This is a genomic window from Halobacillus seohaensis, from assembly GCF_042663045.1.
GTDB classification, from domain to species: Bacteria; Bacillota; Bacilli; order Bacillales; family Halobacillaceae; genus Halobacillus_A; species Halobacillus_A seohaensis.
The window spans coordinates 58,701-71,951 of record NZ_JBHSZV010000014.1 but is presented as its reverse complement, the minus strand read 5'-3'; the positions used below and the strand labels follow the sequence as shown (position 1 = coordinate 71,951).

Here is a 13,251-nt window from a genome sequence, read left to right as displayed (position 1 = left end):
ATTCCCTCCTCTATTTTCCTGTACCTGGTCCTCCACCTCGGTTGGACGAACCTCTCATTGAATTTGAGTTGGACCCGCCGTACATGGCATAACCTCCATAACAACCACCAGTTGATTCACAACGTGACTGGCGTTGAGTGGCCCAATTATTTGAACCTAACATTCGATTGAGCAATGAGTATGCAAGTAACCCTTGAAAGAAGCTTGGTGAATAATTCTTTTCAACAAATTCTTTATTTGATAATTCTATTAAAATCAGGCCAGGTTCTTCATCACTTTCTTGTAATATAACAAACTCATCCTGATAAATGAGAACTTGTTTCCCATCTTCACTATCACTAATCTCTTCGGGTTTTATTTTGTTTTCTAATTGTTCAGCAACTTCCGGAAGAGTTAATTCCTGGGTCATAAAAATTTCAGCACTTCCTTGATCAGCATCAACAGTATCTAATAATGGAAACCCATCACTTAGCAGCTTACGTATTGAAGTAGCTTCTGATTCATCAATTGCAGATAATACTTCACTACGTGGAGGTTCATCTGGTAATTCCCCATATGTATCCTGAGCATTTGAGCCAGACATTCCTTTTGATCCGCCACCGAAATTTCCAAAAGAATTAAAGCTAATGACAACAGCTATGATAATGACGATAAAAACTCCAGCATAGTCCTTCAACATGGTTCCTCCTTTCACCAAAAATGAGTTGTGCCTGAATAAGTATCAGGCACAACATATAATATTATTCTTTATTATTCATCTTCTTTTTAAGAGCATCAAGCTCATCATCGACACTATTTTTATTATCCATTTCCTCAAATTCATCATCAAGAGAACGGTTCGATTTCGATAAATCTTCACTTGTTTCTGCTTCTGCTTCATGTTGCATTACACGCTCTTCCATTCGTTCAAATCCTTGACGTGATTCATCGCTGCCAATACTGGACATCGTACGATTCATTTTCGTACGAGTTTTAGCTGACTCGGCTCTTGCTTTTAGAGAATCTTTCTTCAGTTTCATCTCTTGATATTCTTTTTTCATTTCGTCTAGTTTTTGACGAAGGTTATTAGAATCCTGCTCTGCACGTTCGTAAGAGGATTTGAACTGGTCTGCTTGCTCCTGTTGATTATTCTTGTCCTCGAGAGCACGACGAGCTAAGTCTTCATTTCCAGACTCCATAGCTTTTTCAGCCTGCTTCATTCTTTTATCAGCTAATTCCTGTGCGTCATCATATTTACGTTTCAACATTTTTTCATTGGCAATTTGCTTAGCTACTGCAGTCTCTGCATCACGAATATCATTTTCCATATCACGCATAAATTGTTCTAACATCTTCACCGGATCTTCTGCTTTATCTAAAGCTGAATTCAACTCTGCACCTACTACAGTTTTTACACGATTAAAAAATTTAAACATATATTTTCCTCCTTTAATTAGATCCTGCTAATATTTTAAGTTCGTATTCCTCAATATCATACCCATAGCTCACTTCTACTTCACTTCCCCATGACTCAAGTGATAAATAAGACCCCTCATCCTCTGCTATATATTCAGCATAGCGTATGGATTGGCCATTCACATTTTGACTACGACCTTTCCCTGTTACATTCGCTTCACCTTCCTCATCTTTATGATAAGTACTTTCATTATAAACGATTTCTTTAGGAAATGTATCCACAGGTAACTTGATGGTTTCATATATACCAACCTCAAGTTCATCATCCATTTCTGCCGCTAACCACTTAATATTGTCTCCTTCAAGCAACTGATAAGAAAACCACTCATACCCTCCATCACGATAAGTGATTTTACCTACGACTTCATAATCCACAAGATCATATGTGATGATGTCACCCACTTGAATATTTAATACTGTCCGCTCTTCAACTTCTGGTGTATTTGATTTGTTTTTTGAAAATAATTTCGAAAAAAATCCCAAGTGCTCACCTCTCCTTCTACTGTACCTTGTGTATACTACTATTTACGGAACAAGGTCTTCATATGTTTCACTTATTTATCATTTTATCAAAAAAAAAGCAGAACGTAATTTGTTCTGCTTTTATGACTATTTTTTAAGTAGTTCACTCGCACTAGCGTATTCAAGCTCATGTGCTTCTGCTACAGCTTTATAAGTCACAAAACCATCTAAAGTATTAATGCCTTTAAATAGAGCTTCGTTATCAAAACAAGCTTGTTTGTAACCTTTGTTTGCCAGTTGAAGAGCATAAGGGACTGTTACATTAGTTAATCCAATCGTTGATGTACGTGGAACAGCACCAGGCATGTTGGCTACAGAATAATGCAATACCCCATGCTTCTCATATGTAGGATTGTCATGAGTTGTTATACGATCTGTTGTTTCAAAAATCCCCCCCTGATCAATAGCCACATCAACAATAACAGAACCTTCTGGCATGTCTTTCACCATATCTTCTGTAACAATTTTTGGTGCTTTTGCACCTGGTATAAGTACAGCTCCTATGACTAAATCCGACTCTTTTAGCTTTTCTTGTATATTTAGAGGATTAGACATTAAAGTGTTGATGTCTTTTCCAAAAATATCATCAAGCTGTCGTAAGCGTTCAGGGTTTAAATCAATAATCGTAACATCTGCTCCAAGTCCTACAGCAATTTTTGCAGCATTTGTTCCTACAACGCCACCGCCAAGAACTGTTACTTGTCCACGGCGAACACCTGGAATTCCTGCAAGCAATACACCACGACCTCCATGAGATTTTTCTAAGAACTGTGCTCCTATTTGAGAAGCCATTCTCCCTGCAACTTCACTCATAGGAGTTAATAAAGGTAATGATCCATTTGGAAGCTGTACCGTTTCATAAGCGATACTTATCACTTTTCGGTCAATAAGTGCTTTTGTTAACTCCGGTTCAGGCGCCAAGTGTAAATAAGTAAATAAAATAAGTCCATCATAAAAATAATCAAATTCCTCTGGAAGTGGTTCTTTTACTTTCATAACCATTTCCTGACTCCAAGCTTCTTTAGCCGTGGCAACAATCGTTGCTCCAGCTTCTATATATTGCTCATCTGTGAAAGCAGAACCCAATCCTGCCCCTTTTTCTAAAAACACTTCATGCCCATCACTCGTTAAACTGAGCACTCCAGCTGGTGCCATTGCTACACGATTTTCATTATTCTTAACTTCAGTCGGTACTCCAATTTTCACAAACTTTCAACCTCCTATTTACGCCCAGTTGGACAAAAGTCCTATCTTTTCAACTTCAACTATACCTTCAAATAATTTGGATGAATAGCCGAATTATTTGGAAGCATTTTCATTGTAGCAAATGTTCACTATAAACCCCAGTCTCATAGAAGTAATGGAAATTTTCAAAATTATCTGTGTCGATGAATAACATCCAGTCCGCCCGTCACTTCATATATTGTCCCTGTTATCATATCTGAATCATCTTCACACAAAAAAGCAATCGTACGTGCAATATCTCCGCCTGTCGCCGGTCTCCCAATTGGTGTATTTAGATCTTTTTTATTTTTACCTTCGATAATTGAAGATTCTTTCATTTCTCCAGTGATATTTCCCGGACAAATCATATTAGAAGTAATTCCATATTCAGCTTCTTCAAATGCAATACTTTTTGTCAAAGATACTAAACCTACTTTTGCTGCGGCAAAGGCTGATCGATATATCCATCCTGAAGCCGAACCTGCCCCTTGAAATCCATAGTTAATGATACGTCCAAAATGCTGTTTCCGCATATAAGGAACTGTCAACCGTAGAAGATAGAAAACTGCATCTAAGTTCCCTCGAATCATAGTGTCCCATTCTTCAGTAGAGTAATCCATTAACTTTTTTCTTTCAAAAATATAGGGACCTGCATTATTTATTAAATAATCAATTCTATTAAATCGTTTGATGGTTTCAGTTACAAGCATGCTCAGGTCTTCAAGTTTTGTTACATCTACCTGCAAAACTTGAATCCTATCTTTTATTGCAGAGTAAGTCTCTAGCAATTCATCTACTTTAGACCGATCTGATAGATAAGTCACTGTTACGGAATGACCTGCTTCTAAAAAGTACTCGGTCACCTTACGTCCTAATCCTTTTGTACCCGCTGTAATAATTGCATGACGCATAACAAGTCCTCCTTATTCCTTACCATCGTTCGTAAACTTACTATGTGGTTTATGTACATTTAGTATGTTAGAAAGGTCGTGAATCATTTGAAGTCTGTATCCTACTCATAAAAGTTTGGATTAGAACCCGTTCTTGCCATTAAGGGACACTTGGAGCTATTGCACGTTTTCTATTTGATTCGTTCCTATCCTTACCTGGCTCTAGACTAGGTATTTCCGACTAATTCGCCATACGTACTATATTCGGAACACAAGGAGCAAGATTCCTTTTCTCCCCTATCCTTTGTTCAGACCATTGGTGGAAGATATATTATTCAGCAATTGTTATATCTGTTAAGAGGAAACGAATCACCTTTTCTATCCTTTTATGATTTATTGGTTTTAATGCTGTCAAAAAACGAACTTTTTCCTTCCTCTTCTCTTAATTGGAGAGTGCATGAAGGGATACATATACTTTACTACATATGACCATTCGTTTTCACAAGTAACGCTTAATATTCAGTCGATCACCAAAAGTTCAGAGCTCCATATTATTTGGAGTACTAGGAATTATTCTTAGTGGTTATCCGACAATAGTGAATGATGGCGAGTTTTTCATATCACTTCTAGGAGGATTGATCACCCAATTTCCGTGGTTATTTCCAGTGATTTTCTTATAGTTAAACGTATTCCGTATTCTTTTAGGAAAGAAAGATTTGTTTGTGGTTAATGGAGTCAGAGAGCGTTAACCCTTATGCTATGTTGACCATACTTCGTTGCTATTCTTTATAACTTTTCTAGTTAGCTTCGTCTATCCTTTCCTAATCAGAAAAGTTAAATTTAAACGGATTTCAATAAAATAAGTTCATGATATAATAAAGGTAATTAAAGGAAGGGAGCGTCCATGATGACATTTGAATATAAAAAAGTAGTAGTTGCTGTAGACGGTTCCGAAACAGCAGAGGTTGCTTTTAAGAAAGCGATCGATATCGCGAATAGAAACGATGCACAACTTATTCTATCTCATGTTGTTGACACTCGCGCCTTTTCAACAGTAGAGGCTTATGATCGTTCACTTGCCGTTCGTGCAGAAAAATACGCCAAAGAACTTCTGGAAAATTACCAACAAAAAGCGGAGGATGCAGGTGTGAAAAACGTGGCCGTTGATATAGAATACGGTTCACCTAAAGTGAAAATTGCTAAAGATGTTGCACCAAAATTCCAGGCAGACCTCATCATTTGTGGAGCAACAGGGCTTAATTTAATGGAGCGATTTTTTATAGGAAGTGTCTCAGAGCATATTACAAGATACGCAACTTGTGATGTTCTAGTCGTTCGAGAAGAAAATAAAGAATAAATAAAAGTATTTAGCTCCCCTTTTAAGAAGGGGAGCTTTTGTCTATAGATCTTTCTTAATTTCTTTTACTACATGAAAAACTTCAGGTACGATCAGTTTTTCAATGGCTAATTTAACCGCACCACTAGAACCAGGCATTGAGAAAATCGCGGTGTCATTAGCTATTCCTGCAACCGCCCTCGATAAAATGGCCGCTGATCCAATATCTTCTGTATAGCTCAGCATTCGAAACAATTCACCAAAGCCAGGCATTTCTTTATCAAAAAGTGAAGCTACCGTTTCGATCGTCACGTCTCTTTTGGCAACTCCCGTTCCTCCGTTAGTTAAAATAACATCAACATCGTCTCTTTCAGTCCCGTATCGCACGGCTTCCTTTATTTTTAACGGATCATCTTTTACAATTATACGATCTGTTACTGTACAGTTTTCTTCACCTAGTGCTTCAACAATATAGGAACCACTTTTATCTGTATCTTTTGTGCGTGTGTCACTAACAGTTATAACGAGGCAGCGGACTGCAATTGGTGATCCGGCTTTATGTTCTTGTAAGGACATTACCATTCCTCCTCTTGAATAAGATATCGATACTGATAGAATTTAGTAGCAAACTCAGAGACTTGTTTCGACAAACTATAGTTAGAGTGAGCACCAATCGCTACGCTTACGAGAGGTATACCTTGAAAAAGCTTCTTTCTAAACATTAAAATAAATAACGCTTTGTAAAGTTGCTTCAATGGTTGTTCAATCGAAGATATATCTGTTAACCGATCATTTCCTTCGTAAATATATGGACCTTGTTTATTCCTTATTTCTTCAACCAATTCTTCCCAAGCCACGCCTTGCAATCGTTTCGGTAAAGTAGCGGCGTGAAACACTTTAAGTGAGAGCATCATTTCATAAGGGCGACTCATCTCATGACCAAAAGTAAGACCGATCAATTGTACCGTTCGTAAATTGATTCCTACCATTAAAGGAAAATCAACCCCAAGAAGAATCCATCCACCAGCACCTGTCATTCCACCTTGCGCAAAAGAATAAAGATGATTTTTGGCAGTCTGTTGGTCAGCTATAAATGTTAATTGATCAACGGTAAGCTGTTTCATATCTTCAATAGCTATAAGTTTTCCGTCAAAAATACGTCCGACAGTTAATATATGCTCACGTGTACCATTTTGAAAGTTTGCCTCCTGAAGAAATGCATGCGTATGAAATAACCATCCATCTAGTTTTGAAAATAGTTTTTCCGTTATTTTGGGGTTAATCTGCTGGAAAGACTCTTGAATCCAACCTGAATAAATCATCTCAAAGTCGTTGGCTTCGTAATGACTATGGTTTTCACGCCATTTTTTAATAGACTCGAGTACTCGTTCTTTAGACAACGGTATGCCCCCTCCGTACGAATCACTTATACTTATTGTATCGTTAAAGGTGAAATTTGAGAAATGGTTCGTCAATAATTTTCAATTTCACAGTAATTAATCGACGAACACTAAGTTTTAAACACTTAAAAACGCTAGCTTCTCTGAATAAGTAGTTCCGTTATGGTGGAGAGGACACGAAATAACATATCAATTAACAGACCAAATCGCATAATGACTTGCTACTTGAGGCTTATTTACCATTGTACCTTGTTAGTGGTATACAACATCCGTTTCATGGTAATTTCAACCAAATCATATCTACATGGGTTCTTTAAAAGGTACCTTTAATTTAATAACAACATTTCTACCATCGTCTAACGTATGAATTTTCTTTTGTTCAGGTTGGCTGTGATATATTGGTTCCTTAATTGTGGTTGTACCATAAAAAAGAGTGACCCCCTTCCCATGTAATCAAATTACGTCAGAAAGAAATCACTCAAAAGTTGGTATTGGTTAGAAAGATACATTATTAGCGAATTATTTCAATTGTTAAGATACTCAATACCTCATCGCACCAGTATTTATAAACCTTTTGCTACAGTATCCCTTGCAATCATAACTTCCTCATTCGTTGGAATAATCATGACTTTCACTGGGGAGTGTGGATAATTTACAAATGCTTCTTTTCCACGAACCTGATTCAATGAAGGATCCCAGTAAACACCCATGAACTCAAGACCTTTGAGCACGCGCTCTCGAATGGATGTACTGTTCTCCCCTACTCCAGCCGTGAAGATGATTCCATCAATACCATGCATACGGGAAGCGTAAGATCCAATATATTTATGAATTCTCGCCGCAAACACTTCTAAAGCAAGCTCTGCACGCTCGTCGCCTTCATTTGCTTTCTTTTCTATATCTCGTAAATCGCTGGAGAATCCAGATAAAGCAAGCATTCCACTCTCTTTATTAAGAACATTCATAACTTCTGCTGCTGACTTACCTGTCTTATCCATAATAAAAGGAATTAGTGCTGGATCAATGTTTCCAGAACGAGTCCCCATCGTAACACCAGCAAGTGGAGTGAATCCCATTGATGTGTCAATTGATTTTCCGCCTTCAATAGCAGCTATACTCGCACCATTTCCTAAGTGACAAGATAAAAGACGTAACTGCTCTAAAGGGCGTCCTAGCATTTCTGCCGCACGCTCGGACACATACTTATGAGATGTTCCATGAAAACCATACTTGCGAATTCCGTATTTTTCATAATACTCGTACGGTAAACTATACAGATATGACTGTTCTGGCATAGACTGGTGAAATGCCGTATCGAAAATAGCCACATGCGGTACATTTGGCAATACCTCACGAAAGGAACGAATCCCAGTTAAGTTAGCAGGGTTGTGTAACGGTGCAAGGTCAGAAACATCGTCAATTTCTTGAACGACTTCATCTGTAATGAGTACTGACTCACTGAAACGCTCTCCACCATGTACTACACGGTGGCCAACCCCATCAATCTCATCAAGAGATTCGATAATGCCATGTGCTGTAAGTTTTTCTAATAACATAGTCACGGCCACTCCATGGTCTTCTATATCAGTGACAATTTCATCTTCCTGATCATTAAATTCTATTTTAAACACAGAATCTTTTATTCCAATTCGTTCCACTATTCCTTTAGTCAAAATAGTCTCTTCAGGCATCTCAATTAACTGAAATTTCAAAGAAGAACTACCCGCGTTAATTGCAAGAATATTATTCAACGTTGTTCATCCCCTTAAATATAGGTTCGCATTTATCTACCATTCCCATTTAACCACCCGCAACTCTCATTTTCAAGATGGAAGACATTTGATAACGTTTACTTACTATATTCTTTATTTTCTTACTATTTTGTAGTTTTATAATCGTCAAACCACTCATTCATTTGAGCTAAAATGTCGGACATTGCATTAGGGCTCTTGAAAGAAGGAAGTTTTACAAGCAATGCTTGTTTCGGTGGTTTTGTGTCTTTACCTTTTTTCTGTAACATCAAAATGCTTTTTCCATGTTTTTCATCCTTAAATAACGAATCGGATAGTTGAAGCATCCCAATTATATGAGCTTCCTCTCGCAAGAAAGCATTTAATTCTTTAGACTGATCACTATCAAATAAGAAGTTAGGGACAATGAACATTAGATGTCCCCCTTCTTTTGTATAATTCAGTCCTTGTTCTATAAATAAATGATGGGCATAGGAATGTTCCTGTTCAGCTTTTAATTTAAAATTTGCTGCTTGAACTGTATCCGGATAATAGCCTACAGGTAAATCCGCAATGACAAAATCAACAGGCTCCATTAAAAAGGGACGCAAACTGTCCTGGTGGAAGAACTCAATTTGATTTTTCTGCAAGTTTGCATTCGCAACGGCTAGTTGAATCAATGTCTGGTCAACCTCACTTCCATAGGCTGTTACATTCATCTCCAATTGATTCATAACAGATGTGATTAGGTTTCCTGTTCCAGCTACTGGATCAAAAATTTTCAGTTCTTTCTCACCTTCAAATAACTTCGAAGTCAAATATCCCATAAACATGGCCACTGCATCAGGAGTTATTAAGTGTTGGTGCTGTGTAGCACCTTTCATTCCTTTTAGTATAGATAGTTGTACACCTTTACGAAGTTCTTCTTTTTCAAAATCTTCTCGGTTTACTTTTACAAGCTGGGTTGCAAGCTTCGTTTGTAACGACTCTTCTATATCATCAAAAGGTTTCCCATTAAACAGTGTGTCTAACGTTTCAGATAAAGCTTCCAAGTAAGTAATATTCATATCATTCTCTATAGTTGTTGCTGTTTCATCAATCCATTCAAATAACTTTTCAACCTGTTCTTGGTTCATAGTGGTCCTCCCAATTCATTATAAAAGGACGCCATTGCCCAAAAAGCAACGTACGTCCCAGTATTTGTCGCTTATTTACTATCCTATACCATAACGGATAAACAGAACTTCTTCAACATTCTACTATATGTTATCAACTTTTAATTGTCCAGCTAGGTTGGCCATGCTATCTATTCAATGATTGAAATGATAAAATACAAGCAGATTCCGTTTTTAGGAGGTTAAACTGTGTCCAATCAACGTAGAAATTTATATTTCTTTTATCACCCTAATGAGCAATTAACTGAACAACTAAAACCATTATTCAAACTCGCTGAAGAAAATGACTTTGAGATTGTTGAAGAATCAGCAAATGCCAACATCATCATTTCCGTCGGCGGTGATGGTACATTCCTGCAGGCTGTTCGTAAGACAGGTTTCCGTCAAGACTGCTTATATGTTGGAATTCGCAGTAAAGATGAGGCAGGTTTGTACTGTGATTTCAACTTAAATAACTTTAATGAGATGGTTGATTCTATGCTGAATGCGGAACTTGAAGTTCGCCGTTTTCCTGTCATTGAAGCTTCCGTCAATGGTGAGTCCAGCTTTTACTGTTTAAATGAGTGTAGCGTTCGCTCCACACTTATCAAGTCCATTGTAATTGACGTGTTTATAGATGATATTCATTTCGAAACGTTTCGCGGGGACGGATTAATAACAGCAACTCCAACAGGAAGTACAGGTTACAGCAAATCAACTAAAGGAGCAGTCGTTGATCCAAAGTTACCTTGTTTCCAAGTAAGTGAACTGGCTTCTTTAAATAATAATCGGTTTCGTACCTTAGGCTCCTCTTTTATTTTAGGACCTGACCGCACATTAAAATTAAAGGTTCTACAAGATGGAAATGATTACCCTATCATCAGTATGGATAACGAGGCATATTCTATTAGCAATATTAAAGATGTAACCGTTCGATTAAGTGATAAACAAGTGAAAACTGTAAAACTAAAACACAATTCTTACTGGGAACGTGTACAACGTACATTCTTATAAAACATTTTAGTTTTGCTTAACTAATTGCACAGTATTTGTAATGTAATTAAAATTAAACAATCTCAGTTCAGTGAACTGAGATTTTTCTTCTATTTATTTTCACTTGCTTATTCAACTAAAGCCCCAGATTGTTAAATAAAAGAGTGGCGGTTCCGTTGCTTTTTATCGGGGCATGGGGGAAGGGACCCTTTTTATGAAAATCGGGGATGCTGTGTGAATATTGCCATTGAAATGATCTACTTCTGCCCTTATGTGGAAGACAGCTTCGAGACATTCCGGTAGTTTCCATTACAAAGGATAGCGTTTGAAGGTCCGGGAAATCGTGGAGGACACTGAAAAATTGATAATATAAGAGAACAAGAACTAAAACAATCAATATATAAGGCAAAGTCGATGGGATCACCGATATAGTGGGTGGTCTCATTGTATTTTTCTTTGTAAAAACTTTTTTAGTGGCCTCACTTTGCTCTGTAGGGCTCGTCTAGTCCGCTTTTCCCGACCTTCTCTGCTTTACTTTCACAAACGGACCCGAATAGGGGCCTTCCTCCATAATGAAAATAGAGGATAAACATGCTGTTATAACAATAGCTACGTGCCGACTTCTTAGATTCGTAGATGTTCCGTCCCTCTTATTCATAGCAAGGTGGTCGGGGAAATGACGAGACTCCTGTGGGATTAGAGGACATGGTGAGACCCCGCAGGACGAAGTCCAAGGAGGCTCACCGTACTCCCACGGAAAGCGAGTTATTTCCCCGACCTCCTTCTCCTCCTATCGATGACGGAACAACCACACAACCTTGGAATCGAGTCTTCAACAATCCTGATCAGCATACAAAATGTTTACGATAGGTAACGGAACCCGATATCTTTCTATAGGCTGGCTTTATTACGTATTAAGACCTTTGATACATAACATCTCCATCTACAACAGTCATCGTTACAGTGGCATCTGCAAGTTCATGAGCTTTCACAGAGAACAAATCTCGATCTAAAATTGTAAAATCAGCCACATAATTCGGTGAAATCAAACCTTGGGAATCTTCACGCCCAATTGCATAGGCACTACCTTTAGTATAAAGAGAAATGGCCTCAAAAACCGTAAGTCTTTCTTCAGCTTGATAGGTTTCATTGTCGTAACTCGCTCTACGATCTACAGCTGCCCGAATACCAAGTAATGGATTAATTTCTTCAATAGGTGCATCTGATCCTCCAGCACAAACAACTCCAGCGTCGATCAATGTTTTCCACGAATAAGAGGTTTTAAGACGAACATTACCAAGGCGTTCCATCACCCACGGAAAATCAGATGCTACAAATGTAGGTTGAATATCTAATATCACATTCAAACTTTGAAACTTCTCAATAAGTTCGGTACTTAATATTTGAGCATGGATGACACGATCCCTTTCCCCTGTTTCTAAAGGATGATCAGCTATAACATCAGCGACAGCTTCGGCTGCAGCGTCACCAATAGCATGAACAGCAACAGGCATCTGTCTCTTTCTTGCTTGTAATACAAGTTCTTTCAACTGTTCTTTCTTATGAATGGCTACACCCTTATTGCCAGGATCATCCGCATATTCATCCATTAACCAAGCTGTCCTACCTCCAAGCGCACCATCCGCAAAAATTTTCATTGCACCCAATTCAACAAATTCTGTCCCCTGCTTAAATCCTAATCCTTCCCGATCCATGTCTTCAATAACTCCATGATGAACTAATAGATGAGCGCGGAATTTCAAAGTATTACCATTAATAACGTTTTGAAACGCATGTAAAGTTTTACGAAAACCACCATAGTAATTTAAATCTTCACTGTGACCTCCGACAAGTCCATAAGCGTGCATATCATGAATAGAAAGTTCGGTTGCTTTATTCAGATATTCTGAAGTCACTGGCGGCATCGCATGTTTTATAAGTTCTTGAGCCTGATCATGAAAATAACCTGTAGGCTGATTTATTGCATCTCGAACAATGACACCTCCCTGGGGATTTTCAGTTTCCGTCGTTACACCTGCCATTTCGATCGCTTTTGAGTTAGCCAGCAAGGCATGGCGACACACCCTAGTAAGCATCATTGGATGATGCTTAGAGATTTCATCTAATTCATCTCTTTGTATAATTCGCTTGTCTTCCCATTGGTTTTCATTCCAGCCATCCCCAATTATCCAATGCCCTTGCTCTAACTGTTCAGTATGTTGACGCAGGGCCTGTAGCACTTCTTCAGCTGATTTCATAAAGGATAGGTCCAATCTCATTAATCGTTCCCCATGGCCAATAATATGGAGATGGCTATCTGTAAATCCAGGATACATGACCGCCCCTTTAAGATCATGTTCCACTTTAATTTCTTCTTTATATTGAGAAAATAGATCCTGGGTATCTCCAGTGGCTAAAATAAGACCTTCTTTAGTAATAACAGATTCCACCCAATCACCTTCATACTGCATCGTGTAAATTTTTCCTCCATACCAAAGTTCCATTATATTTACCCCTTCCATATGTATAACAAAGCTCACTATTTGA

The 13,251-nt window shown here is 38.0% G+C and carries 12 protein-coding genes; 2 read left to right on the top strand and 10 right to left on the bottom strand.

The window, feature by feature from the left end; all coding sequences use genetic code 11:
* Positions 1 to 10 precede the first annotated feature (10 nt).
* The 5 genes from ACFQIC_RS06645 to ACFQIC_RS06625 form a co-directional block, all read right to left on the bottom strand.
* Positions 11 to 679 carry a DUF4247 domain-containing protein gene (locus ACFQIC_RS06645; RefSeq protein WP_390216999.1) on the bottom strand — a complete coding sequence of 223 codons (669 nt, stop codon included), beginning with the start codon at positions 677 to 679 and terminating at the stop codon, positions 11 to 13.
* Positions 680 to 740: 61 nt separating this feature from the next.
* Positions 741 to 1,415, bottom strand: coding sequence for a PspA/IM30 family protein (locus ACFQIC_RS06640; RefSeq protein ID WP_204707402.1), 675 nt, complete (start codon positions 1,413 to 1,415; stop codon positions 741 to 743).
* Between the two features lie 13 nt (positions 1,416 to 1,428).
* The gene (locus tag ACFQIC_RS06635) at positions 1,429 to 1,938 is read right to left on the bottom strand and encodes a DUF4178 domain-containing protein (protein ID WP_204707404.1); all 510 of its coding nucleotides are present in this window, start codon (positions 1,936 to 1,938) and stop codon (positions 1,429 to 1,431) included.
* 126 nt (positions 1,939 to 2,064) lie between these two features.
* The gene (gene ald, locus ACFQIC_RS06630; RefSeq protein ID WP_204707406.1) at positions 2,065 to 3,183 is read right to left on the bottom strand and encodes an alanine dehydrogenase; all 1,119 of its coding nucleotides are present in this window, start codon (positions 3,181 to 3,183) and stop codon (positions 2,065 to 2,067) included.
* A gap of 170 nt (positions 3,184 to 3,353) precedes the next feature.
* Positions 3,354 to 4,112 (bottom strand): SDR family oxidoreductase, encoded by a 759-nt coding sequence (locus ACFQIC_RS06625; RefSeq protein WP_204707408.1) that lies wholly within the window; start codon positions 4,110 to 4,112, stop codon positions 3,354 to 3,356.
* A gap of 886 nt (positions 4,113 to 4,998) precedes the next feature.
* On the opposite strand from ACFQIC_RS06625, the gene ACFQIC_RS06620 reads away from it, so the two are divergent.
* Complete coding sequence (locus tag ACFQIC_RS06620; protein WP_204707611.1) at positions 4,999 to 5,448, top strand: universal stress protein; 450 nt, start codon at positions 4,999 to 5,001, stop codon at positions 5,446 to 5,448.
* Between the two features lie 42 nt (positions 5,449 to 5,490).
* Here ACFQIC_RS06620 and ACFQIC_RS06615 read toward each other — a convergent pair whose 3' ends face one another.
* From ACFQIC_RS06615 to ACFQIC_RS06600, 4 genes are all read right to left on the bottom strand, one after another.
* Positions 5,491 to 6,003 (bottom strand): MogA/MoaB family molybdenum cofactor biosynthesis protein, encoded by a 513-nt coding sequence (locus ACFQIC_RS06615; RefSeq protein WP_204707410.1) that lies wholly within the window; start codon positions 6,001 to 6,003, stop codon positions 5,491 to 5,493.
* On the bottom strand, positions 6,003 to 6,827 hold the full coding sequence (locus ACFQIC_RS06610) for an EcsC family protein (protein WP_390216998.1): 825 nt from the start codon (positions 6,825 to 6,827) through the stop codon (positions 6,003 to 6,005). The genes ACFQIC_RS06615 and ACFQIC_RS06610 overlap by 1 nt, the downstream gene beginning before the upstream one ends.
* A gap of 563 nt (positions 6,828 to 7,390) precedes the next feature.
* Complete coding sequence (locus tag ACFQIC_RS06605) at positions 7,391 to 8,578, bottom strand: acetate kinase (protein ID WP_204707412.1); 1,188 nt, start codon at positions 8,576 to 8,578, stop codon at positions 7,391 to 7,393.
* A 125-nt stretch (positions 8,579 to 8,703) separates the two neighbouring features.
* Positions 8,704 to 9,693: a class I SAM-dependent methyltransferase gene (locus ACFQIC_RS06600; protein ID WP_204707414.1), complete on the bottom strand. Its 990-nt coding sequence runs from the start codon at positions 9,691 to 9,693 to the stop codon at positions 8,704 to 8,706.
* A gap of 228 nt (positions 9,694 to 9,921) precedes the next feature.
* Between ACFQIC_RS06600 and ACFQIC_RS06595 the strand changes: the two genes are divergently transcribed.
* Complete coding sequence (locus ACFQIC_RS06595) at positions 9,922 to 10,725, top strand: NAD kinase (protein ID WP_204707416.1); 804 nt, start codon at positions 9,922 to 9,924, stop codon at positions 10,723 to 10,725.
* 893 nt (positions 10,726 to 11,618) lie between these two features.
* Here the strand turns inward: ACFQIC_RS06595 and ACFQIC_RS06590 are convergent.
* Positions 11,619 to 13,208 carry an amidohydrolase gene (locus ACFQIC_RS06590; protein WP_204707418.1) on the bottom strand — a complete coding sequence of 530 codons (1,590 nt, stop codon included), beginning with the start codon at positions 13,206 to 13,208 and terminating at the stop codon, positions 11,619 to 11,621.
* Positions 13,209 to 13,251 lie beyond the last annotated feature (43 nt).